The 24468-nt window shown below is 64.3% G+C and carries 26 protein-coding genes, 1 pseudogene and 1 riboswitch; of the genes and pseudogenes, 12 read left to right on the top strand and 15 right to left on the bottom strand.

The features are described 5' to 3' along the window. Positions 1 to 4: 4 nt before the first annotated feature. Positions 5 to 1171 (bottom strand): GNAT family N-acetyltransferase, encoded by a 1167-nt coding sequence (locus AYJ54_RS26090; RefSeq protein WP_063703336.1) that lies wholly within the window; start codon positions 1169 to 1171, stop codon positions 5 to 7. 190 nt (positions 1172 to 1361) lie between these two features. On the opposite strand from AYJ54_RS26090, the gene AYJ54_RS26085 reads away from it, so the two are divergent. Next, positions 1362 to 1790, top strand: coding sequence for a YeeE/YedE family protein (locus tag AYJ54_RS26085; protein ID WP_063703407.1), 429 nt, complete (start codon positions 1362 to 1364; stop codon positions 1788 to 1790). A gap of 5 nt (positions 1791 to 1795) precedes the next feature. Continuing rightward, entirely contained in the window at positions 1796 to 2263 is a 468-nt protein-coding gene (locus AYJ54_RS26080) for a DUF6691 family protein (RefSeq protein ID WP_063703335.1), read from the top strand. Between the two features lie 92 nt (positions 2264 to 2355). On the opposite strand, the gene AYJ54_RS26075 is transcribed toward AYJ54_RS26080, so the two are convergent. The 3 genes from AYJ54_RS26075 to AYJ54_RS26065 form a co-directional block, all read right to left on the bottom strand. Continuing rightward, entirely contained in the window at positions 2356 to 2679 is a 324-nt protein-coding gene (locus AYJ54_RS26075) for a hypothetical protein (protein WP_063703333.1), read from the bottom strand. A 195-nt stretch (positions 2680 to 2874) separates the two neighbouring features. Then, complete coding sequence (locus AYJ54_RS26070; RefSeq protein WP_245329126.1) at positions 2875 to 3372, bottom strand: PaaI family thioesterase; 498 nt, start codon at positions 3370 to 3372, stop codon at positions 2875 to 2877. 216 nt (positions 3373 to 3588) lie between these two features. After that, positions 3589 to 3993, bottom strand: a complete 405-nt coding sequence (locus AYJ54_RS26065; RefSeq protein WP_063703331.1) for a hypothetical protein — start codon at positions 3991 to 3993, stop codon at positions 3589 to 3591. Between the two features lie 152 nt (positions 3994 to 4145). Between AYJ54_RS26065 and AYJ54_RS26060 the strand changes: the two genes are divergently transcribed. Both AYJ54_RS26060 and AYJ54_RS26055 read left to right on the top strand, forming a co-directional pair. Next, positions 4146 to 4376 carry a hypothetical protein gene (locus AYJ54_RS26060; protein WP_063703329.1) on the top strand — a complete coding sequence of 77 codons (231 nt, stop codon included), beginning with the start codon at positions 4146 to 4148 and terminating at the stop codon, positions 4374 to 4376. Positions 4377 to 4431: 55 nt separating this feature from the next. Next, a pseudogene (locus AYJ54_RS26055) lies at positions 4432 to 6425 on the top strand (pyrroloquinoline quinone-dependent dehydrogenase). Between the two features lie 47 nt (positions 6426 to 6472). Here AYJ54_RS26055 and AYJ54_RS26050 read toward each other — a convergent pair. Further along, positions 6473 to 6715, bottom strand: a complete 243-nt coding sequence (locus AYJ54_RS26050) for a PilZ domain-containing protein (RefSeq protein WP_063703327.1) — start codon at positions 6713 to 6715, stop codon at positions 6473 to 6475. A 221-nt stretch (positions 6716 to 6936) separates the two neighbouring features. Further along, on the bottom strand, positions 6937 to 7401 hold the full coding sequence (locus tag AYJ54_RS26045) for a PaaI family thioesterase (RefSeq protein ID WP_063703324.1): 465 nt from the start codon (positions 7399 to 7401) through the stop codon (positions 6937 to 6939). Positions 7402 to 7794: 393 nt separating this feature from the next. Between AYJ54_RS26045 and AYJ54_RS26040 the strand changes: the two genes are divergently transcribed. Next, positions 7795 to 8088 (top strand): hypothetical protein, encoded by a 294-nt coding sequence (locus AYJ54_RS26040; RefSeq protein WP_063703321.1) that lies wholly within the window; start codon positions 7795 to 7797, stop codon positions 8086 to 8088. A gap of 103 nt (positions 8089 to 8191) precedes the next feature. Further along, positions 8192 to 8446, top strand: coding sequence for a hypothetical protein (locus tag AYJ54_RS26035; RefSeq protein WP_063703319.1), 255 nt, complete (start codon positions 8192 to 8194; stop codon positions 8444 to 8446). Between the two features lie 38 nt (positions 8447 to 8484). Here AYJ54_RS26035 and AYJ54_RS26030 read toward each other — a convergent pair whose 3' ends face one another. Beyond that, entirely contained in the window at positions 8485 to 8718 is a 234-nt protein-coding gene (locus AYJ54_RS26030) for a DUF6894 family protein (protein ID WP_063703317.1), read from the bottom strand. A gap of 198 nt (positions 8719 to 8916) precedes the next feature. Beyond that, a complete protein-coding gene (locus tag AYJ54_RS26025; RefSeq protein ID WP_063703316.1) occupies positions 8917 to 9105 on the bottom strand; it encodes a hypothetical protein in 189 nt (62 codons plus the stop codon). A 275-nt stretch (positions 9106 to 9380) separates the two neighbouring features. Here AYJ54_RS26025 and AYJ54_RS54090 point away from each other — a divergent pair, with 275 nt between their 5' ends. From AYJ54_RS54090 to AYJ54_RS26015, 3 genes are all read left to right on the top strand, one after another. Next, on the top strand, positions 9381 to 9662 hold the full coding sequence (locus tag AYJ54_RS54090; RefSeq protein ID WP_430641445.1) for a Flp family type IVb pilin: 282 nt from the start codon (positions 9381 to 9383) through the stop codon (positions 9660 to 9662). Positions 9663 to 9775: 113 nt separating this feature from the next. Beyond that, on the top strand, positions 9776 to 10027 hold the full coding sequence (locus tag AYJ54_RS51405; protein ID WP_201724256.1) for a hypothetical protein: 252 nt from the start codon (positions 9776 to 9778) through the stop codon (positions 10025 to 10027). Positions 10028 to 10143: 116 nt separating this feature from the next. Next, positions 10144 to 10383, top strand: coding sequence for a DUF2798 domain-containing protein (locus AYJ54_RS26015; protein ID WP_063703312.1), 240 nt, complete (start codon positions 10144 to 10146; stop codon positions 10381 to 10383). 684 nt (positions 10384 to 11067) lie between these two features. Here the strand turns inward: AYJ54_RS26015 and AYJ54_RS47800 are convergent. From AYJ54_RS47800 to AYJ54_RS52760, 3 genes are all read right to left on the bottom strand, one after another. Continuing rightward, a complete protein-coding gene (locus tag AYJ54_RS47800; protein WP_082905858.1) occupies positions 11068 to 11247 on the bottom strand; it encodes a hypothetical protein in 180 nt (59 codons plus the stop codon). A gap of 912 nt (positions 11248 to 12159) precedes the next feature. After that, positions 12160 to 12345, bottom strand: a complete 186-nt coding sequence (locus AYJ54_RS51715) for a hypothetical protein (protein ID WP_063703310.1) — start codon at positions 12343 to 12345, stop codon at positions 12160 to 12162. Between the two features lie 700 nt (positions 12346 to 13045). Further along, entirely contained in the window at positions 13046 to 13249 is a 204-nt protein-coding gene (locus AYJ54_RS52760; protein ID WP_082905857.1) for a GDCCVxC domain-containing (seleno)protein, read from the bottom strand. A 211-nt stretch (positions 13250 to 13460) separates the two neighbouring features. Between AYJ54_RS52760 and recA the strand changes: the two genes are divergently transcribed. Then, entirely contained in the window at positions 13461 to 14549 is a 1089-nt protein-coding gene (gene recA / locus AYJ54_RS26005) for a recombinase RecA (RefSeq protein WP_063703308.1), read from the top strand. A 407-nt stretch (positions 14550 to 14956) separates the two neighbouring features. Here the strand turns inward: recA and gcvP are convergent, their stop codons facing one another. The 3 genes from gcvP to gcvT form a co-directional block, all read right to left on the bottom strand. Further along, positions 14957 to 17836 (bottom strand): aminomethyl-transferring glycine dehydrogenase, encoded by a 2880-nt coding sequence (gcvP, locus tag AYJ54_RS26000; RefSeq protein ID WP_063703403.1) that lies wholly within the window; start codon positions 17834 to 17836, stop codon positions 14957 to 14959. A gap of 190 nt (positions 17837 to 18026) precedes the next feature. Continuing rightward, positions 18027 to 18395 (bottom strand): glycine cleavage system protein GcvH, encoded by a 369-nt coding sequence (gcvH, locus tag AYJ54_RS25995; RefSeq protein WP_063703306.1) that lies wholly within the window; start codon positions 18393 to 18395, stop codon positions 18027 to 18029. 9 nt (positions 18396 to 18404) lie between these two features. Next, positions 18405 to 19553, bottom strand: a complete 1149-nt coding sequence (gene gcvT / locus AYJ54_RS25990) for a glycine cleavage system aminomethyltransferase GcvT (RefSeq protein WP_063703304.1) — start codon at positions 19551 to 19553, stop codon at positions 18405 to 18407. 144 nt (positions 19554 to 19697) lie between these two features. Then, a riboswitch (glycine riboswitch) is annotated at positions 19698 to 19786 on the bottom strand. Between the two features lie 223 nt (positions 19787 to 20009). On the opposite strand from gcvT, the gene alaS reads away from it, so the two are divergent. Together alaS and AYJ54_RS25980 are read left to right on the top strand one after the other, a co-directional pair. Continuing rightward, positions 20010 to 22688, top strand: a complete 2679-nt coding sequence (gene alaS / locus AYJ54_RS25985) for an alanine--tRNA ligase (protein ID WP_063703401.1) — start codon at positions 20010 to 20012, stop codon at positions 22686 to 22688. A gap of 6 nt (positions 22689 to 22694) precedes the next feature. Then, positions 22695 to 23921, top strand: coding sequence for a cyclic nucleotide-gated ion channel (locus AYJ54_RS25980; protein ID WP_063703302.1), 1227 nt, complete (start codon positions 22695 to 22697; stop codon positions 23919 to 23921). Positions 23922 to 23925: 4 nt separating this feature from the next. Here the strand turns inward: AYJ54_RS25980 and AYJ54_RS25975 are convergent, their stop codons facing one another. Next, the gene (locus tag AYJ54_RS25975) at positions 23926 to 24429 is read right to left on the bottom strand and encodes a DUF3455 domain-containing protein (protein ID WP_063703300.1); all 504 of its coding nucleotides are present in this window, start codon (positions 24427 to 24429) and stop codon (positions 23926 to 23928) included. Between the last annotated feature and the right edge of the window lie 39 nt (positions 24430 to 24468).

Genomic DNA, 24468 nt, shown 5'->3' with positions numbered 1-24468 from the left:
TCGTTTATTTGCGCAGCAGGTGGATGGCGCGTCGGGCTGTCTCGCGCGCGAGACCAAGCGCGACCAGCGCAGCGTGAATGAGCGCAACGACCGGGTCGTTTCGCTTCAGTGGGATCAGAACATCACCGATGGCAAAACGGCCGCGCCAGATCGGGTTGATCATGGGATGGTCGGCGTTTGCGGTGGAATCGGCGCTCGCAATGGCGGGATCGGCGCAGAGGTGACGCGTGAGCTCGATCGTGAGCTGCACGCCCGGCGAATATTTCGCAAAGCGCTCGTCGACGCCCAGCTTGAAGAAGAAGGCGCGGTCCTGATGGCGCAGCACGATGCCGGCGGCGACCGGCGTTGTGCCGGCGCGCAGGCTGATGACCTCGCACTGCGCCGTCTCCGCGAGCGCCGGCACGGCGCGGCGAATGAAGGTCGCATCGCCCGCATCCTGGATCAGCGCGGTGCCGCGCTTGCCTTTCCAGCCGCTGGCTTCGAGTTGCAGGAAGGTTTCGAGCGCCGGCCCGATCTCGTCCGGTCCGCGTGCAACCTCGAAGGCGACGGGGCCGTGCTCTTCGAGGCGATGGCGCTGGCGGCGCAGCTCCTTGAGCTTTTTCGTGCCGAGCGCGTCGCGCAGCAGCGTCTCGCCGTCCTGAGTCGCATCGAGGGCGGCGCGGATGTAGGAGTTCAGCACGTGCGGCTTCAGACCGCTCCGGCCGAGAATTTCCCTCAGAGATGTCATCGCCGCCCCGTCGAGCGCGACGTCGCGCAGGACCAGCGCATGCGCTCCGGCCTCGCGCGCCTGCTCAATCAGACGCGCGGCAGCCTCGATCGAGGTGTCGCGGTCAATCAACGGGCTGCACAGCGTGCCATAGGGATGGGCGCTCACGAGCGCGGGCAGGGGAATCTTCCAAGCGCGCCCGAATGAGATGACCGGCATCAGCCCGATAAGCCGCTTCGACGAACCGTCGAATGCGCGCAAGGCCAGCGCATCGGTATCGCCCCGCGCCGTCGCGCTGACGGCGAGCTCCCAGCCCGGCAGATAGTAGCCATTCGGCTCGATCGCCTGCTGGGCGAGCGCGCGCCATTGGCCGAGGTCAATCGAGGTAAGCGGAACAAGCGCGCGCGCCACGGCCCCCTCTGCGGATGCCTGATTGATCGCAGCCTGATGCGCGATATCGACCACGTCCCGTCGTCCCCGTTCACGCGGGCAGTTCCGCGTCACGTGGTCGTGCTTAGCGCAAAGATTGGAAAATACCGTTGGGACGCCGGTTCAATTCGAGTGGTATTGTTAACGGCTCATTGAGCATCCGGGCGGCAGGCCGCCGAATGCTTCGATGGATGCGCAAAGGTTGCTCTCGATCCGGAGGATCAAAATGATCGCCACGCCCTTCACACCGATCGCTTCGCTCCTGGGTGGGGCGTTGATCGGGCTGTCCGCCGTGCTCTTGATGTGGGCGACGGGACGGATCGCCGGCGTCAGTGGCATCGCGTCGCGGCTGTTTCCCCCTTACGAGGACCGCGAATTCGCCGGCCGGCTCGCCTTCGTCGCAGGCCTCGTCACCGCACCTGTGCTGGTGCGGCTCGCCACCGGAAGCCTGCCGGCGCAGACGATCGAGGCGGGAACTTCGGTCCTGATCGTCGGCGGTTTGCTCACGGGCTTCGGCTCGGTGTGGGGCAGCGGCTGCACATCCGGCCATGGCGTCTGCGGTCTGTCGCGGCTCTCGATGCGTTCGCTGGTCGCGACCATCACCTTCATGGCGGCGGGCATGGCCACCGTCTTCGTGATGCGACACTGGAGCTGACGGCGATGACAATCCTCGTTCAATTCGCGATCGGCCTGATTTTTGGCCTCGGCCTCATCGTGTCCGGCATGTCGAACCCTGCAAAGGTGCTGAACTTCCTGGATGTCGGCGGCATTCCCGCAGGAACCTGGGACGCCAGCCTTGCCTTCGTGATGGCCGGTGCGGTGGCCGTGACCTTCATCGGCTTCAACCGTGTCTTGAAGCTCGCGCGGCCTTTCTTCGCCGATCGATTTTACGTTCCGACGCGAAACGACATCGATCTAAGAATTGTCGTCGGTCCCGCCATCTTCGGCGTCGGCTGGGGGTTGGTAGGCTTTTGTCCAGGACCGGCGCTGACCGCGCTTGGATTTGGCTCGGCCTCCGCCTTCATTTTCGTCGCCGCGATGTGTGCCGGCATGGTGCTGGCCCGCTACATCGCTCACCTCCCGTCGTCGACGCGCTTCGTCACGCCGGCCGATCCGCTCGAAACCTGAATAACCGCGGAAAGTTCAGTCATCCGACACCATGACATTGACGGGACCGGGCGAGCCATCTCGTCCGGTCCCGTCCGTCATGGTTCGATCGATTACCAGCGATCGACGCCCACGCCAACGCTCACGCCCGGGGCGCGGATGCCGACGCCACCCCGCGGGCCGTCATCCCAGTCGCGGTAGGTGCGGCGCTCGTAATAGCGATCGCGCGGCATTCTGGCGTAGGAGTCACGCACAATCACGCGTGCCCCGCCACGGGTGCGATAGCAATTGCCTGCATCGTCGCAGACCAGCCTGACCTCCTGAATGAGGTCAGGAGTGGTGTATTCGCTGGTCGTGTAGAAATCTGCAGCCTTTGCGCCGCCTGCTGCGGCCAGGGCTCCGACGCCCGCCAGCAGCGCGATTGTGAAGGTCCTCATCTTCTCCTCCTCCGATACTGCCCTCGGCGGTAACAAGAAAAGGAGGAGGCGTTCGTTCCGGCCGCAGTGCATGATTTTCCGGAACCCGATATGGAGGCGATTTGTTCCCCGGGATTATGCTGTCTGCTGAACACCGAGAGACCCGGCCGGTGCAGGGTGTCGTTCGATGCGGCTCGTCGGCAGGCTTCTTCGATCTCAGGCAGGGAAGATGAGGCAGGTTGTCGTGCCGTGGGCGAGCAACCGCCCCTTGGCGTCCGTGACTCGCCCATCGGCCGTTCCGATGCGACGGCCGCAATTCAAGACTTTGCCCTCGGCCCGGATCAGGCCGGTCTCCGGCGTGATGGGCCGCACGAGAGAAATCTTGAATTCAAGCGTCGTCTGGCTGATTCCCCTGTCGAGCGTCGATTGGATCGCCAGTCCCATGCTGCTGTCGAGCAGGGTGGCCGTGAGGCCGCCGTGGACTGTGCCAGCCGGATTGAGGTGAGCGGCCGTCGGCATGAGCGAGACAACGACGCGACCGCTCTCGGCCTCCACGACGTCGTAGCCGAGGGTTTGTGCGATCGTGTTGAGAGGCAGGGTCCTCATCGCAAGGCCCTGGACGAACTCAAGGCCGCTCATTTGCCGCTGTCGTTCGGGACTGACTGTCCCGTAGATCCTGGTGGTCATCGTGGTCTCCCTGTCGTGCTCGACCATTTTCGCACCTTGATGTTCTGTCACTTCTGCGGAATGCCGAAGGCGGACGACTGTAGGGCTTCGTATTCGAAGTCGAGCATGGAGCCGCTATAGCGGCCGCATTTTCGCGATGCGAGTCCGATGCGATGACCACGTCCGAAAATGACTGATGAGGTCACCGTCGCTGGTTCTCACTGCAACGTTGGCGCAACCGCAAGGCGACTCCTCAACAATCCGCTAGATCGGCTCGTAGGTCTCCGAGGTACAGATGTCGTCGGCCTCGGCGCGCCGCCGGTCGACGACGTTTCCGCCGGTGATCGTCACGATGTAGGTCTGCATGCCGAGCGCCGTACCGGTCGCGGAAGTGAGCTGCGCGCGGACACAGGCGGTCCAGCCCAGTCCACGCACTTCGTGATGGGGCGGGGCGACATGAACCTCGCGGGGATAGGACGTGGTGAGGAAGACCACGTCGAGCTGCTCGCGCACCACGCGTTTGACGTCCGGGGGTGGTTCGGGCGGCGCCTGCTCGGCTTCCTTCATGCGCATGAATTCGGGCACCGGCGCGCGGCTGTCGGCAAAGCCGCAGGCGCCGAGCGCAAGCGCGCCGGCGAGCAGCGCCACATGAGCAACATTCCGCAACATTCGTGAGGGTCCCCTGCCGGCCAACAGATAGGCACGAATGCGACCCGGCGAAGTCCTCGCCGATCAACATTTGCTGAAGCCGGGACGTCAGCGGGATTTGCTATTAGGGGATTGCGGGCTAGTTTGTACCCCAGATGAGGGGGATTGCATCAATGAGGATCTTGGTCATTGCGACCGCAGTGGTGGCGCTGACGGCCGCCTCGGCGCAGGCGCAGATGGGCGGCCGGCGTCAGCCCGGGAATGAAGCCCCCAAGGCGGACAACAAACCCAAGGTCGACGAAAAGGCCTACAAGGCCGCGCTTGAGCGTATTCCCGATCCCAAGGAGAAGTACGATCCGTGGAGCGGGGCCCGCCCGAGCGAACCCGCCAAGAAGCCGAAATAAAGCGGGGCGGGCGTTGCGGACCCGCCTGCGATATCCGGCCGGTTTCGTCGCGCTCCTGTTGCTCGCGGCGGGGCCGTGCTCCGGCTGGGAGAGCTGGGGTGGCGATCCCGGCGGCTCGCGCTTCTCGCCATTGCAACAAATCACGCCCGACAATGTCGGCAATCTCGTCCGGGCTTTCGAATTTCACACCGGCGATCTCGCCGCGCGGCCGCCCGAGGTGATGCGGCGAACCAAGTTCCAGGCGACGCCGCTGGTCGTCGAGGACAGCCTGATCTTCTGCTCGCCCTTCAACGAGGTGATCGCGCTCGATCCCGGCACGGGCGTGCAGAAGTGGCGCTACGATCCGAAGATCGCCACCAATCAACGTCCAGCCAATCGCTACGTCTGCCGCGGCGTCACCTACTGGATCGACGACAAGGCGCCTGGGGACGCCGCCTGTCGATCGCGCATCTTCATGGGCACGAACGATGTCCGCCTGATCGCGCTCGATGCGAAGACTGGAGTCCCCTGTGCCGATTTCGGCAATGGCGGCGAGGTCAGGCTCGATATCGGCATGGCGCTGGAATGGCCCGGCGAATTCCAGGTCACGTCGCCGCCGGCTGTTGGCCGCGGTGTGATCGTGGTCGGCTCCGCGATCGGCGATAACCGCCGCGTCGACGCGCCGAGCGGTGTGGTGCGCGCGTTCGATGCGCGCAGTGGTCGGATGCGCTGGACGTTCGAGCCGCTCAAGCGCGACGGCATTGCGGCCGGTCACGCCAATGTCTGGGCCCGATGTCGATCGACGAGGGGCACGGACTTGTCTTCCTGCCGACGTCCTCGCCGTCGCCGGACTTCTGGGGCGGCAGGCGCCCCGGCGACAACGAGCATGCCAATTCCGTCGTCGCACTGCGCATCGAAACCGGGGAGCTCGTATGGGCGTTCCAGACCGTGCATCACGACATCTGGGACTACGATCTCCCGGCGCAGCCGACCCTGACGCGGATCGACACCGGTGACGGTCAGCGCGACGTCGTGATCCAGCCGACCAAGCAGGGTTTCGTCTTCGTGCTCGACCGCGACACCGGCAAGCCGGTGTGGCCGGTCGAGGAGCGCGCGGTGCCGCAAGGCGGTGCCGAGGGCGAAAGGCTGTCGCCGACTCAGCCGTTCCCGACGCATGTGCCGGCGCTGACGTCGCAGACAATCTCGACCGAGGATGCGCTCTCGCTACTGCCCGGCCTGCGCCGCTCGCCTTGCGAGCGGCAGTTCGCGGAGGCGCGCAACGAGGGGCTGTACACGCCGCCTTCGGTGCAGGGCACGCTGGAGTTTCCGTTCACCGGCGGCGGCGTGAACTGGGGCAGCGCGGCCTTCGATCCGGTCCGCCAGATCCTCTACGCCAACACCGGCCGCGCCGTACATCTCATCAAGCTGATCCCGCGCGCGAAAGCCGCCGGGTTCAATCCGCCGCCCGGACATGACTTCGGCCAGCAGCGGGGCGCGCCGTTCGCGATGTCACGTGCGATGGTGACGTCGCCGCTCGGGCTGCTCTGCAACAAGCCGCCCTGGGGCGAGATGGTCGCTGTCGATCTGAAGGCCGGCAAAATCCTCTGGCGTTCGACGGTCGGCACCACCGAGGATCTGGCTCCGCTCGGCGTGCCGCTTCCGTGGGGCGCGCCGCTCGTCAACGGGCTTGCGGTCACCGCAGGTGGTCTCGTCTTCACCGGCGCGATGGACGCTTACTTGCGCGCCTTCGATGCGCGAAGCGGCAAGGAGTTGTGGCAGGGCCGGCTGCCGGTGCCTGGTGTCGCCAATCCCATGACCTATCTCTGGAAGGGCGAGCAGTATGTCGCGATCGGCGCCGGCGGCCACTCCGAAGCCGGTACCTCGATCGGCGACAGTGTCGTTGCCTTCCGCCTGGCGCGGCCCGGCGAGGCGCCGTCACTGTGGTCGCGCACGATCGATCGTCCCGGTGGACGATTCCTGGCGGCATCGTCGGCGATCGTGCTTGCGATCATCGCCCTCGTGATCGCGGGCCTACGCTGGCGTCGCACGCGTCGTATCAAGCGAGCTTGACGCTGCCTTGTGTATGAGATGCGAACAGTCGTTCACATCGCGCTGCGCTATTGCACGAAAGCGAGGCCGACGCGTCTGTCGTTGCGCCATACCGGGCGGCAATTCCGTACGAAATTGTCGCGTGAAATCGACAGTGTGAACGATTGCGGCAATGTAACAGGGTTTTCGAGATCGATCGCCGCGCCGCTCGCCGACACGTTTCGCACCGTGCATGCGATGCCGCTGCCTTCAAAGGTGATCGTGCCGCCCTTGAAAACACGATAGCGCTGCGCTGCCCGCTTCTCGATCACCGCGTCAATCCATAATGACGATTGTGAAGTAGTGTATAGAAATTACGTTGAACTAAACTCAATACTGGCGCTACTTGCACATCGCTTCAGACTTCGTTTACGAAACTGAAGCGGGGGCTCCTTCGCGCGGTTGCAATCGCGCTCCATTTCCTTCGACATGATCCACACCGAGAGCCGCGGCGCGCCTTGCGCTCACGCGGCTCTCCACCTCCGGATCATGCTTATCCCGGCAGCATCGCGAATGCGCTCGACACCATCGCCACCGGCTTGTTGTCGGCGGCGGAGAGCAGCGTGACGCGGCCGAAGCTCATGGTGCGCCCGAGCCGCACGACGCGCGCGTCCGCCAGCACGTCGGAGGATGCGACAGCGCGCATGAAATGCGTGGTCTGGTCGACCGTGGTCATCTGCCGGTAGCCGCGATTGGCGGCGAGGATGGCGATCACCATCGCGGTGTCGGCAAGCGCCATCAGCGCCTGGCCGCACACCACGCCGCCATGCCGGCACAGGCGCTCCGAAAAGGCCATGCGCAGAGTTGCGCCCGGTTGCCAGTCCGGCACATCTTGCGGCGCGACGTGGTCGATGCGCTCGACGGAGAGGCCGAGATCCTGAACCCATGGCGCAAAGACCTCGCCGAGCACCCGTCTGGCCTCAGTGATGCCGAACTCCGCTTCTGGCTGCGATTGCATTGCTGGCGTTTCCTCGTTTGTTGCCGTATGTTTCTGTCATTCTTCCCGCATTGGCGTGGCAAAGTCACCCGGTCCTGCGGCCGCGCGTCGGCTTGAAAATGTCCGGCTTCGCCCTCTAGAATGCCGCGCTTGGCAGTGGGTGAATGATGTTGCGTCGATTTGTCTTGGTCTTTTGCCTGGCCGCGTTTGGCCTCGCCCTGAACGGGTGCAACAAATGCGGTCCGGTCTGGGACGACTGGCTGCAATCGCCGAAATCGTGCAGATCGGATCGGCTCTGACGGATCGTGCGTCCTGCGCGGCGCGCAAGACCGTGATAAGGACCGTGACAAGACTGCGACACAGGAATGACGAGGCGCGGTGATCCGCCCTCAATCGATGATCGAGGAGTGAGTGATGAAGCTTTTCCGTATGGCGGCGGTACTGGCCGTGTTGGCGGGGCCGGCCTATGCGCAGGAAGCGCCCCATATCAATTTGCTGCAGGACGGTCCCGGCAAGAGCGAAGATGAGAAGGCCGCGGATGCCGAGCGCGACAAGGCCTACAAGGAAACCTTGAAGAAGATTCCCGACGCCAAGACGTCCAACGACCCCTGGGGCGGCATGCGCTCCGACCCACCGAAGCAGCCCGCACCGAAGGCGTCTGCTGCGAGCACGACCAAGAAGACCAAGACCGGCGCGGCCGCCAACTGACCGGACCCGGCCGGGCCGCACCTCGCTGAGGGTTCCCGGCAGGACTCCTCTTTGCCAGCTCCCTCCCTACATTTGTGCAAAGTGTCGCGTTGAGGAGGTGGACATGGCCGATCGTCCGCGGGATCTCGCCGAGCGGATGGCGCGCCGCCGCAGGGCGGCGGTCGGGTCGGCCGAAAAGCCGGGTGACGGCTATCTGCGCGAGACCTTCACCCTGCCGCGCGAGGCGGCACGTGCGAGGGCGCAGGCCTTCTTCGCCCGCTACCCCAAGGCCGGCTACATGAGCGAAGTCGAGAGCTGGCGCGAGCTGCCCGGCGGCGACATCGAATTCACCATGCGGCGGCTGCCCAGCGCCGATTAAGCGATTCGCCACGATCTGATCGCCGTTCAGCGCACAGGCTAGTCCAAGGATTCCGCGACAATCCGGATGCGGAATACCGGCTCCCTGGACTCGTCGAGGAGCTCCATGTGCCACTCGGAATTTTCCTGGAGCTTGCGGGCGATGCCGGATGCCATGTCAGCGCAGACGCTGGTCATCTCCTTCCAGGCCGCATCGCGATTGGCAAATTCCGCCGCCTGGTCCGCACAGCCTGAATAACGGCCATTCCGGATTCGAAAGAAATAGAGCGGCATGGCTGACACCGATCGCGAAAGGCCGCGCCCCCAATGCATCCAGCCGCCAGTGCAATCCCAAACCGCGGGCAGATCAATTCCGGACCGCTACGGAATACGTCCTGGCAGGACGGCTACGGACCGGCGGTCCCGGCATGAGCAATCATATTGCGGCGCGGCACGCGCCTGAAAACGCTGATCCCGGTCCGTCTGTCCGGCTCAGGCCGTCTTGCGCTCGATTGCCTTCAGCTCCCGATCGATGCGCAGCTGCACCCGCCTGATGGCCAGAAGATCAATCTTCGTCTCGGTCTTACCCGTCTTGATCTGGTCGCCGATCCGGAATTGCCACTGCCAGACACCCGGAATTGCCGTCTTGGCGACAGTGAACTCGACGCCCCTGTGATTCATGGCCGACCTCCACGATTCACCCTCCATGACGCCTAAACATGTCGGGCGTCGTAATATTCCGGCGACAAGTCAAATTTGCCGGCAAGTCATGGAGCGTAGTTCGGAGCCAGAAGGGCATGCCGTCTTCAGGTACGGGACAGGGAGGCTGACGCAGGAACTCTGTTCATGACCGGAGAACCACGGGCCATTCGATTGAGATTTGCAGAGAATTAGACGCTTCGGCAGAGGTTGCCGGACCGCGAACCGCCTCGGGAATCGCGTTCGCGGCACAATTGATGTGCCGATTTGATTTGATGATTCGGAGGCTGAACTTGAAACGATTGATTTATGCATTTCGCGGTGATGCCGCAGCTTCGACGGCGATCGAATATGCCCTGATAGCGGCCGGGCTCAGCATCGCCATCGTGACCGCCGTGAACGGGCTCGGTACTGGTCTGAAGACATCCTATGGTTCGGTGAGCACGTCGCGGCTCCAATCGGGGAGACGGCGAGGGCCCGGCGCAACACCCGGCCTTCGGTATTTCGGGAACCGTAACCGTACCGGTTCCACTGCGTGACCATTCGAAGCGAGTGGGCGTCTTCGACGCTTTTCCACTTTTGCGTGCGGCGCTTCTATGCTTCTCTTGCCACGGAAAGGTGGTGTGAGCCCGACGTCGCGGAAAGGAAAGGCGTGAATTGGCTTAGAGATATTGTGTTGCGCTGGGGTGCGCGGAAGCTCTCCCTGACGTGTCCGCATTGCCGTCATCCCGCCTCGCTCCTCGCGTTCAAGCGCGGACGCTTCATGCTCGGCGACGAGAAGCTCTGCTGCGAACGCTGCGGCGAGACCAGCGCCGTCACCCTCTGGCGCTTCGAAGGACTGTCGTGCCAATCCGACCGCGCGGAGATGAGGACGCACAAGCCGCTGGTGAATTCGCGATGCTGAGCTTGCGGGGGCGCGCGGCCGGGTCGGTACAATCGAATATCGAATCAAGTTGCGGGTCCGATCGGCGGCACGTGCCTTGCTTTGCCTGACAGCGGCACACAGCAAGGGCGCGCATCATGCTCGGCATTCCCCGCCGCTACAGTCATTTCGTCTTCGGCGTCATCCAGTCCGGCCTGACCTCTCTCATTGCGGCGGGCATTGCGAGCTTTCCGGCGGCGGGGGCATTGCCGTTCGTGCAGCACTGGCTGGCCTCGTGGCTGATCGCCTGGGCCGCGATGTTGCCCGTCGTGCTCCTGGCAGCCCCCGCGATCCGGTCGTTCTCGTTGCGGCTGACGCGGGAGGAGGGGCGCGTGTGATCTTGCCTGGTGGATGAAAAAACCCCGCCAGGGGAGAGCCGGGCGGGGCAGAAGTTATTGGAGGCTGAGGTGCTGGGCTGCAACACCATAGCGAGATAACCCTAGCCGGCTCAGCTTACGGCAGCCTGACAGGCCGGCGGCTCGAATGAGGATCGGCGGCCCGGCCGCGCCGTCGCTTGTACCCGCGAACAGAAAACCCCGCTCGGGGTGGAGCGGGGTTGACTAGGTATGGAGGCCCGGTGTTGGTCCACCGGGCAGCGCTACGCTAGAAGAGTCGGCTTACACGCGCCTTACAGAGAGGCAGCCCCGATGGTGCTCAATCATCATCGGCTCACTTCGAGTTGCACAGGCGAACCCGTGATTCGCGGCTTGCAAAGCAAAGGCTCTCAGCAGCCTGGTGTCGTCCCAATTAGGACACCCCATCGCACAACTAAGGCCACACCCGTCGACGATACTCTAGGCTCACGGCAAAGCCATGGGGGAAACGTGGCTCGCCGATAACGGGGTGGCATCATGGATAACGTAGAGCGGTCATTCGCCGCGGCGACGGCGGCTGGCTTTGTGGTGCTGATTGTCGGCATCATCCTATTGGCGCTGATGTAGGGCGCACGGGTGTGGGCTTGGTTGGGGAATCGTCGATGGGCAAGGCGACTTCGAACGAGTGGGCCGCCTGCTGAGGCGGCCTTATTTTCCCTTTGCTTCGTCTCGCGTGAGTGCGGCAAGTCTATCCAATTGCGTAGCAAGGCCCGTGAAGCTCCGCGCGATGTTCTTCAACAGGAAAGCCCGCTCCACGGAATTGCTGGATGCTTGAGAAAGGGCTTTGTACTGATTTGCGAGTTCTTGGCATCCGGCGGCAGTAATCATGCTGTGCTCCAATGAGTGCAAGTAATCGAGGCGCAAAGAAGGTCGACAGACCAGCCCCAATACGGTTCCGGGAACGACCTAAGGACAGAGCCTCAGCCGGTGCAGGGCATCGCGCAAGGTCGAGACGGTTCGGGGCCCTCTCGAAAATTTCGCAAAACAACCCCATGCAAAGTAGGGAAGCGGTCGGGCTCGCTCCCTTTTGGCGATGACCATCGGCGCTGGCCCAAATCCACCAGCACACTGTCCCCCCGCATCTGGCTGCTGTTCCAATTGGGACCCGCAAATCCGCAAATTTAGACACTGTTGATTCACATATGTGTTCGCCGGAACTGGTCTAGCCGGGAAAAATAGGAAATCCGGGGAGGCTGAGCGATTTCAATTTCGAATATGTTGAAACCCGGAGAGCCGCTGGTTTTAAGCCAGCGGCTATTGATTTTTGTGGTTGGAACGTTCGATCGATTGCCAAGTTTTCCCGTCGCCCTTCCCCAAGGGCACTACACGGTTGGCCCCAGCTCGTCCCCATTGCCCCCCAAGGAGCTGGGGCCTTTTTTTCGTTCCGCACAGTGATCGCGGTGACTTCCTGCGCCGCTTTCAGTTTGATCGAGTTGCTTTGGCTGATCGCGGCGCGATGAGGGGCAGCATGCCTCAAGCAGACCGAGCGGCATACGTTGCTGTGGTCGCGTCTCTACTTAAGCTTTGACGAGAGAGCCATCAGGAGGCAGCGAGGCATCGCGCGCTTACCTTTTGAGACGCCTGCGCTCCAGCGCTGCCCGGGTCTCGAACAGGGCAACGATTGATCCCACCAGGGCGACGCCGACCGCCGACATTATGAGAATCATTTCACTCATGGTTTGATTCTAACACCACCACCGGACAATGCATCCGCAATCTGGCGGCTGGGGCACACCTACGTTACGTTCCCGGGGCCTTCTGTCTCTCGATCATCGCAAGTTCAACTTGGTCCGCAAGCACGGTCAGATGATTGGCGAGACGGTCAAACTGCTCGCGCTTGGCTTTGTCGGTCGCCAGATCGCGGATCAGAGCGCACTCGGCCGCATCCTTCCGCAGCTTCTCTATCTGGGCTTGGTAGTCCTTCATCGCGCCATCCCGGTGCTGTTTTTTCCCGGATCATTCGACGGCCAAATTGCAGAGTCAATCCAGCTTGAAGAGGAGGCGTCGCGGCGGTGCGGGACCGACTAGGTCCGCTTCAGGATTCACATGCGCTAATGCGCGGCGCCCCGGGCTGTGCTGGTTTAGACACTTGGTGCTCTTGCCAGCCCCGGAGTGCCTGAAGCTGGGAATAAAAACGCCGCCTGCTTAAATGATCGCAGGCGGCGGTGTTCCAGCCCCGGGTGGGGACGATGCAAAATCCCGGTGAGCATTAGTCTGCACAACCGATATCAAGGTTCATCGGCTCATGACGCCCGGAGCGGCAGACTTGGACCCCTTAAGTTTTCGGATTTGGGCCGGCGCCGATCGTCATCGGTCGAGGCAATCGAACCCGGCCGCTACCTGTTTTGCACGGGGTTGTTTTTCGGGGATGTTCGAGGGGCCCGGTACCCCACTTCTGGGGCAGGTGGCCTGATCCGCCTCTGCGGGACGAAAAGAGGCCCCAGCTCCTTGCAGGTGGGGGTAGGGGCGAGCTGGGGCCAACACTACGCCCTTGGGGAAGGGCGTCGGGAAAACTTGGCAATGTCGTTTTGGTTCCCGCGATCACCTATGCGTCCCAAATTCATTTTTCGGGCGCCCTATCAGGACAGTACCCACGGAATGAAAGAGGCCGCCAACTGCGGCGGCCTTACTTAGAGCAGCTCGTGCCCGTCTGGATGGGAGGGCACGGTACCGTCCCATACGAGCAAAAGACACAGCAGTCCCCGGCCTTGGGCTTGAGCCGCGTTCCGCAGCCCTTCCAGTCATAGAAGAACTGGCAGGCGTCAGTCGGCATGATCACGGTGGCCTGATGGTGGCAGGCGGGGCAGGTAAGGGTCGATTGAAGCTGCATTGACCCCATATAGGCCAAGACCAGCCGGAACGGAATCAGGACACTCCCAAAAGCAACATAGGACACCGACGGTCAAATACGGATAGTACCCCAGTCCGCAAAAGAACATATTGCGAACCGGGAACAAATAGGGTACATTGCTTCTATCGCCGGCCCGCTTCGCCAACCGTTTGTCCATCTCGCGAATCCCCGCCATAAGGAGCACGACCCAATGTCCGCCACTGCCCTGCGTATCGTTGAAGGATCTTCCATGGACAAGAGTAAAGCCCTGGCCGCCGCGCTGTCCCAGATCGAGCGCCAGTTCGGCAAGGGCTCGGTGATGAAGCTCGGCAAGAGCGACCGTTCGATGGACATCGAGGCGGTGTCCTCCGGCTCGCTCGGGCTCGATATCGCGCTCGGCATCGGCGGCCTGCCCAAGGGACGCATCGTCGAGATCTACGGGCCGGAATCCTCGGGCAAGACCACCCTGGCGCTGCATACGGTGGCGGAAGCGCAGAAGAAGGGCGGGATTTGTGCCTTCATCGACGCCGAGCACGCGCTCGATCCGGTCTATGCCCGCAAGCTCGGCGTCAATATCGACGAGCTCCTGATCTCCCAGCCCGACACCGGCGAGCAGGCGCTGGAAATCTGCGACACGCTGGTGCGTTCGGGTGCGGTGGACGTGCTGGTGGTCGATTCGGTCGCGGCGCTCGTGCCGAAGGCCGAGCTCGAGGGCGAGATGGGGGATGCGCTGCCTGGTCTCCAGGCGCGTCTGATGAGCCAGGCGCTGCGCAAGCTGACGGCCTCCATCAACAAGTCCAACACCATGGTGATCTTCATCAACCAGATCCGCATGAAGATCGGCGTGATGTACGGTTCGCCGGAGACCACGACCGGCGGCAACGCGCTGAAGTTCTACGCCTCCGTCCGCCTCGACATCCGCCGCATCGGCGCGATCAAGGAGCGCGACGAAGTCGTCGGCAACACCACGCGCGTGAAGGTGGTGAAGAACAAGCTGGCGCCGCCCTTCAAGCAGGTCGAGTTCGACATCATGTACGGCGAAGGCGTCTCCAAGATGGGCGAGATCCTCGACCTCGGCGTCAAGGCCGGCATTGTGGAAAAGTCCGGCGCCTGGTTCTCCTATGACAGCCAGCGCCTCGGCCAGGGCCGCGAGAACGCGAAAGCGTTCCTGAAGGCCAATCCCGACATCACCGCCAAGATCGAGACCTCGATCCGCCAGAACTCGGGTCTGATCGCCGAGCAGATTTTGGCTGGCGCCCCAGAGCGCGACGCTGACGGCGAGGAGCCGGCGGAGGAGTAAGCCCTAACGCGTAGAGTTTTCGCGAGGAGCGGGCGCTGAGGACGTTGAGTTGCCGACGTCTTCGGCGCCCGTTTCGTTTTGGCATGGTTGTGATCGGGGGGCGCGATGAAGCGTCTGATCTTGACCAGTTCGTCCGCCACAACACGATCCAGCGCTGGTGGGGCGGTACTGAACTGACCAGCGAACGGCTCTGGCGGTGGGACCGCGAGACCCGTTCGCTGGTCAAACCTTGATACGAGTTGAGATGTAGGATGGGTAGAGCGCAGCGAAACCCATCGCTTTCTTCACCGCCGAAATGAGGGGTGGTGGGTTCGCTTGACCTTGCGCCGGGATGCTCTCCCCAAAAAGAAGTAAAATATCGAACCAGGGACGAAGCTGTGCTTCGCTCCCGGCCTTCGATACGCGCCTTACTCCGCCGCCTCCGCGTAATCGCTCACCGGCGGGCAGGAGCACACCAAATTGCGGTCGCCATAGACATTGTCGACGCGTCCCACCGGACACCAGTATTTGTCGGTGCGCGAGGTGCCGGCGGGGAAGCAGCCCTCGGCGCGGGTATAGGCGCGAGTCCAGTTGTCGTCGGCGATGTCGTGCACGGTGTGTGGGGCATGGCGCAGCGGTGAGGCCTCGATCTTGAAGCGTCCGCTCTCGACCTCGGCGATCTCCTTGCGGATCGCGATCATCGCATCACAAAAACGATCCAGCTCCGCCTTCGATTCCGACTCGGTCGGCTCGATCATCAGCGTGCCCGGCACCGGGAAGCTCATGGTCGGAGCGTGGAAGCCGTAGTCGATCAGGCGCTTTGCGATGTCGTCGACAGTGACGCCGCTCGTCGTCTTGAGCTGCCGCGGGTCGACGATGCATTCATGCGCCACGCGCCCTTTGGCGTTCTTGTAGAGCACCGGGAAATGCGGCTCCAGGCGCGCGGCGACATAATTGGCGTTGAGGATTGCGATCTCGGTCGCACGCTTCAAGCCTTCGCCGCCCATCATCAGGATGTAGATGTAGGAGATGGTGAGGATCGAAGCCGAGCCGAACGGTGCGGCCGAGACCGGTCCGACCGGCGCATCCGCGTTCGTCGCGGGATGGCGATTTTCAGGATGACTTGGCAGGAACGGAGCGAGATGCGCTTTGACGCCGATCGGGCCCATGCCCGGGCCGCCGCCGCCATGCGGGATGCAGAAGGTCTTGTGCAGGTTGAGATGACTGACGTCGGCGCCGTAGTCGCCGGGCCGCGACAGGCCGACCTGCGCGTTCAGATTGGCGCCGTCGAGATAGACCTGGCCGCCATGGTCGTGGACGATGTCGCAGATCTCGCGGATGTGCTCCTCGAACACGCCATGCGTCGAGGGATAGGTGATCATGACCGCGGCGAGATCGTTCGAATGCTTCTCGGCTTTGGCGCGGAGATCATTGACGTCGACGTCGCCATTCTTCTCGCAGGCGACCACCACCACGTCCATGCCGACCATCGCGGCGGACGCCGGGTTGGTACCGTGGGCGGAAGAAGGGATCAGGCAGATCTTGCGGTGGCTTTCACCGCGCGAGGAATGGTAGCCGCGGATCGCGAGCAGGCCGGCATATTCGCCCTGCGCGCCCGAATTCGGCTGCAGCGAGATCGCGTCATAGCCGGTGATGTCGCACAGCCACTTTTCAAGTCGGGCGAATAACGCGTGGTAACCAGCCGCCTGCTCGCGCGGGGCAAACGGGTGCAGCGTCGCGAACTCCGGCCAGGTCAGCGGCATCATCTCGGTGGTCGCGTTCAGCTTCATGGTGCAGGATCCCAGCGGGATCATCGCGCGGTCGAGCGCGAGGTCGCGATCGCTGAGCTTGCGCATGTAGCGCAGCATCTCGGTTTCCGAGCGATGCGCGTGGAATACCGGATGGGTGAGGAAGCCGGTCGTGCGCTTCAATGCGTCCGGTAGCGTCTCCCGCGTCGCGGCGTCGATCTCGGCATAGGACAAGGTGCCGCCGAAGGCGCGCCAGACCGCCTCAATGGTTGCCGGCGTGGTGGTCTCGTCCAGCGCGATGCGCAGACCCGCGCCGCCGAGGCCGAGATTGATCCGCTCAGACGTCGCGCGCGCGACGATCGCGTTGCGGTGTGCGCCGGCATCCACCGTCACCGTATCGAAGAAGCTTTCGGATTGCGGTGCGAAGCCGAGCTTGCGCAGGCCGGCAGCCAGCACGGCGGTGCGCCGATGCACGGTGCGCGCGATCTGCGCGAGCCCTTCGGGCCCGTGATAGACCGCGTACATCGAAGCGATCACGGCGAGGAGCACCTGTGCGGTGCAGATGTTGGAAGTCGCCTTCTCGCGGCGGATATGCTGCTCACGGGTCTGGAGCGCGAGGCGATAGGCCGGTGCGCCGCGCGAGTCGACGGAGAGCCCGACGATACGGCCCGGCAGCGAGCGCTTGAGCGCATCGCGCACCGCCATATAGGCCGCGTGCGGCCCGCCATAGCCCATCGGCACGCCGAACCGCTGCGCCGAGCCGATCGCGATGTCTGCGCCGAGCTCGCCGGGCGAGGCGAGCAGTGTCAGCGCCAGCAGATCGGCGGCAACGATCGCGAGTGCGCCCTTGGCGCGCAGCGTCGCAATTGCCTGCCGCAGGTCACGCACCGCACCCGAAGTGCCCGGATATTGCAGCAGCGCACCAAGCACGTCTGCCTTATCGAGATCAGCGAGGGGATCGCCGACGATCAGGTTCCAGCCCAACGGTTCTGCGCGGGTGCGCATCACCGCGAGTGTCTGCGGATGCACGTCCTTGTCGACCAAGAAGGCTTTCGCTTTCACCTGCGAGTGCCGTTCTGCGAGCGCCATCGCCTCGGCCGCCGCGGTCGCCTCATCGAGCAGCGAGGCGTTGGCGACGTCGAGCCCGGTAAGGTCGCAGATCATCGTCTGGAAATTGAACAGCGCCTCCAGCCGGCCCTGGCTGATCTCGGGCTGATAGGGCGTGTAGGCGGTGTACCAGGCAGGATTTTCGAGAATGTTGCGCTGGATAACGGCGGGCAGGATCGTGCCGGAATAGCCCTGGCCGATCAGCGAGGTGAAGACCTGGTTCTGGGCTGCGAGCTCGCCCATATGCGCGATCGCCTCGGTTTCGCTCAGCGGCTTGCCGAGATCGAGCGGGGCGACCTGCCGGATCGAGGCGGGCAGCGTCTCCCCCATCAGCGCATCGACGCTCTTTGCGCCGACGGTCTCCAGCATCGCGGCGACATCGGGCGCCGACGGGCCGATATGACGGCGAACGAAGGTGGCGGTGTCGCCGTTGGATTTGCGGTGCGCGGTCATCATGGGTCCTTGCCTTAGATTTCGTCGTCATGCCCCGCCACCGGGTCGGCGCAAAGCGCCGCCCGATGACAGTCCGGCGGGGCATCCAGTAAACGCAACCCTTCGAGCTCGAGCTGAGAGGCCGCGGCGTACTGGATCGTCCGCCTTCGCGGACGATGACATTGAGTATGGGGTGACTGCTCGCTTCATCTCACGCCGTGTGCGCCTTGTAGGCGGCTTCATCCATGAGGCCGCCGAGCTCGCTCTTGTCGGCAATCTTGATCTTGAAGAACCAGGCCTGACCTTGCGCATCCGAGTTGATCAGCGCCGGTTCGCCCGCGAGAGCCTCGTTCACCTCGAGCACCTCGCCGGAGACCGGCGCGTAGACGTCGGAGGCGGCCTTCACGGATTCGACCACCGCCGCAGCTTCCGCCTTCTTGAGGGTGCGGCCAATCTTGGGCAGTTCGACAAACACGACGTCGCCGAGCTGCTGCTGCGCGTAGTCGGTGATGCCGACGGTGGCGACATCGCCGTCGATGGCCAGCCATTCATGGTCGGAGGTGTACAGCGTCATGGTCATTCTCGATCCTCAGCGTTTGTAGGTGTTTTTCACGAAAGGCATGGCGGCGACTTGCAGGGCCAGGCGCTGGCCGCGCACCTCCGCGAAGAGTTGTGTGCCGAGCGCGCTCTGCGCGGTGGGCACGTAGCCCATCGCCACCGGCGCATTCAGGCTCGGGCCAAAACCGCCCGACGTGACCTTTCCGATCGGCTCGCCCGACGTCGCATCCGCAAACAGCGGCGCGCCCTCGCGCACCGGCGCGCGGCCCTCGGCGCGCAGGCCGACGCGGCGGCGGCTCGCGCCCTGGTCGAACTGCGAAAGAATCTTCTCGGCGCCGGGAAAACCTCCGGCGCGGGCGCCGCCGGTGCGGCGGCTCTTCTGCACCGACCATTCCAGCGCGGCTTCGACCGGCGTGGTCGTGGTGTCGATGTCGTGGCCGTAGAGGCAAAGGCCGGCCTCGAGCCGCAGGCTGTCGCGGGCCCCGAGGCCGATCGGCAGCACGTCGGAGTTCTCCAGCAGCGCCTTGGCGAGCCGCTCGGCATCGCCTGCGGGAACCGAGATCTCGAACCCGTCCTCGCCGGTGTAGCCTGAGCGCGACACGAAGCACTCGATTCCGTCGACCTTGTGCGGGCCGGCATCCATGAACTTCATGGACGGCGCCTCTGCACAGAATTTCGCCAGCACGAATTCCGCCTTCGGCCCCTGCAGCGCGATTAAGGCGCGATCCGCGAGCGAATCGATGGTGCAGTCATCCGACAGATGCGCGCGCAGGTGCGCCTCGTCCTCGGCCTTGCAGGCGGCGTTGACGACCAGGAACAGGTGATCGCCGAAATTGGCGACCATCAGGTCGTCCAGAATGCCGCCGTCCTCATTGGTAAACTGGGCATAGCGCTGCCGGCCAGGAGCAAGCGCCATAATGTCCTGCGGCACCAGCCGCTCCAGCGCCTTTGCCGCATCCTCGACCCTGCCGGATTTCGGCCGCAGCGCGATCTGGCCCATATGGGACACGTCAAACAGGCCGGCTGCAGTGCGGGTGTGAAGATGCTCCTTCAGGACGCCCGCAGGGTACTGGACCGGCATCTCATAGCCCGCGAACGGCACCATTTTGCCGCCAAGGGACACGTGCAGCCCGTAGAGAGGGGTACGTCTGAGGGAGTTTTGGTCGTTGCGTGCAAGCATCACAGGGGCCCTCGCGGTTCCCGGGGAGGATTCCCCGATGGAAACCAGTCGAAGCCCCATCTGTCGCTTTGCCTGAGAGTATTATCCCGTCGGCGGGTGCCACCCGGGCATCAAGCCCGTCGGCGCCTCTTTCCAGATGCTGTCAAAGCCACGCGGTCCTTTTGCCTGAGAGTTTCCGGGGCGGTTGCTCCTTCGGCGCCGGCACCAAAGCCGGTCTCTCCCGACGTGGCCGTACGATACAGGTAGGTACAGAACACGGCCGGGCCAAGCCTGTCAACGCGGCTCCAGCGTCTATCAACGGTCGATTGCGCGCCTGCGGCAACCCTCTGATCTGTCTGCACAGTTTCTGGACAGCGAAGCTGGCCTTGTCTAAAAGCGCTTTGGCCCGCAGATATCAGCCCAAATCCCAGGTTTGGATGGCGTGAGGCGGGTCCAAGCACACCCGATTGGATGAACATGAGCGGCGTCAACGAGATCAGGTCGACCTTTCTGAACTTCTTTGCCAAGAACGGCCACGAGATCGTGCCGTCCTCGCCATTGGTGCCGCGCAACGACCCGACGTTGATGTTCACCAATGCCGGCATGGTGCAGTTCAAGAACGTCTTCACGGGGATGGAGAAGCGGCCCTACCAGCGCGCCACCACCTCGCAGAAATGCGTGCGCGCCGGCGGCAAGCACAACGACCTCGACAATGTCGGCTACACCGCGCGCCATCTCACCTTCTTCGAGATGCTCGGCAACTTTTCCTTCGGCGACTATTTCAAGGAGCGCGCGATCGAGCTCGCATGGAATCTGATCACCAAGGATTTCGGGCTGAAGAAGGACAAGCTGCTCGTCACCGTCTATCACACCGATGACGATGCCGCCGCGCTCTGGAAGAAGATCGCGGGCTTCTCGGACGACCGCATCATCCGCATCCCGACCTCGGACAACTTCTGGGCGATGGGCGATACCGGCCCGTGCGGTCCGTGCTCGGAGATCTTCATCGATCGCGGCGAGCACATCTGGGGCGGCCCTCCGGGCAGCCCGGAAGAGGACGGCGATCGCTTCCTCGAATTCTGGAACCTCGTCTTCATGCAGTTCGAGCAGGTGACGAAGGAGGAGCGCTTGCCGCTGCCGCGCCCCTCGATCGACACCGGCATGGGGCTCGAGCGCATGGCCTGCATCCTGCAGGGCGTCGACAGCGTCTTCGAGACCGATCTTTTCCGTCAGCTGATCGATGCGACCGCGTCCGCGCTTGGCAGCGGACCGAATGAGCAGTCCGTCGCCTCGTTCAGGGTCATCGCCGATCACCTGCGCTCCTCGGCCTTCCTCGTCTCCGACGGCGTGCTGCCCTCGAACGAAGGCCGCGGCTATGTGCTGCGCCGGATCATGCGCCGCGCGATGCGCCATGCGCAGCTCCTGGGCGCGAAAGAGCCGCTGATGCATCGCCTCGTCTGGGCGCTGGTGCGTGAGATGGGCCAGGCCTATCCAGAGCTGGTACGCGCGGAAAAGCTGATCGAGGAAACGCTGCGGCTGGAGGAGACCCGCTTCCGCAAGACGCTGGTGCGCGGCCTTGCCATCCTCGACGAGAAGAGCTCCGGCTTGCAGAAGGGCGACATGTTCGACGGCGACGTCGCCTTCACGCTCTACGACACCTATGGCTTCCCGCTCGATTTGACGCAGGACGCGCTGAAGTCGCGCGGCATCGGCGTCGATCAGGCCGCCTTCAGCGACGCGATGGAGCGTCAGCGCGAGAAGGCGCGCGCGTCCTGGGCCGGCTCGGGAGAGGCGGCGAGCGAAGCGATCTGGTTCCCGCTGCGCGAACGGCTAGGGGCCACCGAATTCCTCGGCTATGAGACCGAGAGCGCCGAAGGCGTCGTCGCGGCGCTGGTCAAGGACGGCAAGGAAACCGACGGCCTCAAGGCCGGCGAGACCGGCTCGATCGTGCTGAACCAGACGCCGTTCTATGCGGAGTCCGGCGGCCAGGTCGGCGATACCGGCGTCATGGTCGGCGAGGGCGGCATCAAGTTCCGCGTCACCGAGACGCAGAAGAAGGTGGGCGATCTCTTCGTTCATACCGGCACGGTGGAGCAGGGCACGCTGAAGGCCGGCACCGCGCTGCAGCTCGAGGTCGATCACGCGCGGCGCTCCTCGATCCGCGCCAATCACTCGGCGACGCATCTTCTCCACGAGGCGCTGCGCCAGGTGCTCGGCGACCACATCGCCCAGCGCGGCTCGCTGGTCGCGCCCGACCGCCTGCGCTTCGACTTCGTGCATCCGAAGCCGATCACGCCGGAGGAGCTCGCCCGCGTCGAGGACATCGCCAACGACGTGGTGCTGGAGAATGACGAGGTCACGACCCGCATCATGGGCGTCGACGAGGCCCGCGAGGCCGGCGCCCGCGCGCTGTTCGGCGAGAAATATGGCGACGAGGTCCGTGTCGTCTCGATGGGCAGGACCGCGCGCGAGCACGGCGCCAACGCGCTCGGCTGGTCGGTCGAGCTCTGCGGCGGCACCCATGTCAAGCGCACTGGCGACATCGGCCTGATCACGCTCACGGGCGAGAGCGCGGTTGCTTCCGGCGTTCGCCGCATCGAGGCGCTCACCGGACGCTACGCGCGCAAGCACGCCAACGACACCATCACGCTGGCGAAGACCGCGGCGGCCGAGCTGCGCACCTCGATCGAGGACGTCCCGGCGCGCATCACCGCGCTGATGGACGAGCGCAAGAAGCTCGAGCGCGAGCTGTCGGACGCGCGCAAGAAGCTTGCGATGGGTGGCGGCGCGTCGGCCGGCAATGGCGCGGCCGCGGGCGTGCGCGAGGTCGGCGACGTCAAGCTGATGGCGCGTGCGGTCGAGGGCATCGAGATGAAGGATCTCAAGAGCCTCGCCGATGACGGCAAGAAGCAGATCGGCTCCGGTGTGGTCGCGATCGTCGGCGTCACCGAGGACGGCAAGGCCGGCGTCGTGGTCGGCGTCACGCCCGACCTCACCTCGCGCTTCAACGCCGTCAATCTCGTTCGCATCGCCTCCGAAGCGCTCGGCGGCAAGGGCGGCGGCGGCCGGCCCGACATGGCGCAGGCCGGCGGTCCCGACGGCGCCAATGCGGCGGCGGCGCTCTCGGCGATCGAAAAAGCGATGGCGGACGCTTAAAGTCCCATGCGCCTCGTTCCGCGAGGACGTGGCTTGCGCGATCCCAACCTGAGGGATCGCCTTTACGAATTGTTGGAGCACGATCCATTGGCCTATTCGGCCGGATCGCGCTTCATCCAGATCATCATCGGCGTCATCGTGCTCGATGTGGTCGCGATGACGCTGGCCTCGGTGCCGGATCTGGACGCGCAATTCGGCGTGCTGTTCTCGGCGATCACCATCCTGTGCGTGATCGTGTTCGCGCTGGAATATGCTGCGCGGCTGTGGACGGTTGCAGGCCACACGCCGCGCGGGGGCCCGGCGCTCGCCGACCGGCTCGGCTATGCCTTCTCCGCGCTCGGCATCATCGACCTCATGGCGTTCCTCCCCGCAGCGATCGTGCTGGCCACCGGCCGGCACGCGACGCTCGCCGCACTCGGCGTGCTGCCGTTCTTCAAGCTGATCCGCTATTCGCCGGCGATGCGCTCGCTGCTCGCGGCCGTGCATGCCGAGCGGCGGGCGCTGATCGGATGCATCGTCATCCTGTTCGGCGTGGTGCTCACCTTCGCCTCGCTGCTCTACGCCATCGAGCGCGACGTGCAGCCGGACAAGCTAGGCACCATCCCGCAGGCGATGTGGTGGGCGATCGTGACGCTCGGCACCGTCGGCTATGGCGACGTCGTGCCGGTGACGGCGCTCGGCAAATTCGTCTCCGTCTTCGCCATCGTCAGCGGCTTCGCCATGATCGCGCTGCCGGTCGCGATCATCTCCACCGCCTTTGCCGAGGAGGTGAAGCGGCGCGACTTCGTCGTCACTTGGGGCATGCTGGCGCGGGTGCCGCTGTTCGCGCATCTTTCAGCATCCGAGATCGCCGACATCATGCGGCTGCTCCGGGCGCGCACCATCGAGCAGGGCGAGATCCTGGTGCGCCGTGGCGACGCCGCCTCGTCGATGTACTTCATCACCGCCGGCGAGGTCGAGATTGCGCTGCCGAGCCAGCACGTGCTCCTTTCCGACGGCACCTTCTTCGGCGAGATCGCGCTCCTGCACAGGACCAAGCGCAGCGGCACGGTGACCGCCACGCGCAAGACCCGTCTCCTGGTACTCGATGCGCAGGACTTTCACGCCTTGATCGAGCGCATGCCGACGCTCGCCGCCCACGTCCGTAAGACCGCGGAGGCGCGGCTGGAAGAGATCGGTGATCTCGCGGGAGCGGAGCTAGCCCAGGCGGAGCGCGGAAGCACCGATACCTGAGCGATCAGCCCTTGCGCAGGAAGACGTACTCGGCCGAGTAGGGCGCGCTTCTGAACTCGCCGGCCTTGTCGCAAGGACCCTCGAGCTTGCCGCCATGAGTGTTGATGCGCTGGACGGTGGTGACGGGCGTCAGGACGCCGCTGCCGCGGCGGGAGGTGACCTCCAGCTTCAGCCAGGGAATATCGGCAGCCGTTGCACCGGGTACGTTGCCGACGGTCTTGCCGACCACGGCGCTGCCGTCGGCGTGCTCCCAGTTCGGACCGGCATAGTGCCGCCCCACCGTCTTGCCCTCGGCGAGCAGGGTGGCGATCGGCTCGCGGAAGGACCAGGCGAGCTTGCCGTCGGTGCCCGCCTTGCACTCATAGACCTGCGCGCCCTCGGCGTGGACGCTCAAGACGACAGTCTCGCCGGGCGCGGCGATGGCTTCGGGAAGCGCCTCCGCGGCAGCGGCCGGCCCAACCATGGCCGGGAGCAGCAACAGGCAGGAGACGGCGAGCTTGATGGACATGGTCAGACTCCGCGCAAAGGTCTCAATAAACGAACGGGC

Source organism: Bradyrhizobium centrolobii (assembly GCF_001641635.1).
Classification (GTDB): Bacteria; Pseudomonadota; Alphaproteobacteria; order Rhizobiales; family Xanthobacteraceae; genus Bradyrhizobium; species Bradyrhizobium centrolobii.
The sequence above is the reverse complement of the archived record's forward strand: the minus strand, read 5'-3'. Positions and strand labels throughout refer to the sequence as shown.

Excerpts from the sequence above, each read along its gene's own strand:
- AYJ54_RS26025 (WP_063703316.1), bottom strand. The coding sequence starts at position 9,105 with ATGAATCACAGGGGCGTCGAGTTCACTGTCGCCAAGACGGCAATTCCG.
- AYJ54_RS47800 (WP_082905858.1), bottom strand. The coding sequence starts at position 11,247 with ATGATTACTGCCGCCGGATGCCAAGAACTCGCAAATCAGTACAAAGCC.
- AYJ54_RS52760 (WP_082905857.1), bottom strand. The coding sequence starts at position 13,249 with ATGCAGCTTCAATCGACCCTTACCTGCCCCGCCTGCCACCATCAGGCC.
- gcvH (WP_063703306.1), bottom strand. The coding sequence starts at position 18,395 with ATGACCATGACGCTGTACACCTCCGACCATGAATGGCTGGCCATCGAC.
- AYJ54_RS26080 (WP_063703335.1), top strand. The coding sequence starts at position 1,796 with ATGACAATCCTCGTTCAATTCGCGATCGGCCTGATTTTTGGCCTCGGC.
- AYJ54_RS26070 (WP_245329126.1), bottom strand. The coding sequence starts at position 3,372 with ATGGTCGAGCACGACAGGGAGACCACGATGACCACCAGGATCTACGGG.
- alaS (WP_063703401.1), top strand. The coding sequence starts at position 20,010 with ATGAGCGGCGTCAACGAGATCAGGTCGACCTTTCTGAACTTCTTTGCC.
- AYJ54_RS26085 (WP_063703407.1), top strand. The coding sequence starts at position 1,362 with ATGATCGCCACGCCCTTCACACCGATCGCTTCGCTCCTGGGTGGGGCG.
- recA (WP_063703308.1), top strand. The coding sequence starts at position 13,461 with ATGTCCGCCACTGCCCTGCGTATCGTTGAAGGATCTTCCATGGACAAG.
- AYJ54_RS26035 (WP_063703319.1), top strand. The coding sequence starts at position 8,192 with ATGGCCGATCGTCCGCGGGATCTCGCCGAGCGGATGGCGCGCCGCCGC.
- AYJ54_RS26015 (WP_063703312.1), top strand. The coding sequence starts at position 10,144 with ATGCTCGGCATTCCCCGCCGCTACAGTCATTTCGTCTTCGGCGTCATC.
- gcvT (WP_063703304.1), bottom strand. The coding sequence starts at position 19,553 with ATGCTTGCACGCAACGACCAAAACTCCCTCAGACGTACCCCTCTCTAC.
- AYJ54_RS25980 (WP_063703302.1), top strand. The coding sequence starts at position 22,695 with ATGCGCCTCGTTCCGCGAGGACGTGGCTTGCGCGATCCCAACCTGAGG.
- AYJ54_RS26060 (WP_063703329.1), top strand. The coding sequence starts at position 4,146 with ATGAGGATCTTGGTCATTGCGACCGCAGTGGTGGCGCTGACGGCCGCC.
- AYJ54_RS26045 (WP_063703324.1), bottom strand. The coding sequence starts at position 7,401 with ATGCAATCGCAGCCAGAAGCGGAGTTCGGCATCACTGAGGCCAGACGG.
- gcvP (WP_063703403.1), bottom strand. The coding sequence starts at position 17,836 with ATGACCGCGCACCGCAAATCCAACGGCGACACCGCCACCTTCGTTCGC.
- AYJ54_RS25975 (WP_063703300.1), bottom strand. The coding sequence starts at position 24,429 with ATGTCCATCAAGCTCGCCGTCTCCTGCCTGTTGCTGCTCCCGGCCATG.
- AYJ54_RS26075 (WP_063703333.1), bottom strand. The coding sequence starts at position 2,679 with ATGAGGACCTTCACAATCGCGCTGCTGGCGGGCGTCGGAGCCCTGGCC.
- AYJ54_RS26040 (WP_063703321.1), top strand. The coding sequence starts at position 7,795 with ATGAAGCTTTTCCGTATGGCGGCGGTACTGGCCGTGTTGGCGGGGCCG.
- AYJ54_RS26030 (WP_063703317.1), bottom strand. The coding sequence starts at position 8,718 with ATGCCGCTCTATTTCTTTCGAATCCGGAATGGCCGTTATTCAGGCTGT.
- AYJ54_RS26065 (WP_063703331.1), bottom strand. The coding sequence starts at position 3,993 with ATGTTGCGGAATGTTGCTCATGTGGCGCTGCTCGCCGGCGCGCTTGCG.
- AYJ54_RS51715 (WP_063703310.1), bottom strand. The coding sequence starts at position 12,345 with ATGAAGGACTACCAAGCCCAGATAGAGAAGCTGCGGAAGGATGCGGCC.
- AYJ54_RS54090 (WP_430641445.1), top strand. The coding sequence starts at position 9,381 with ATGTGCCGATTTGATTTGATGATTCGGAGGCTGAACTTGAAACGATTG.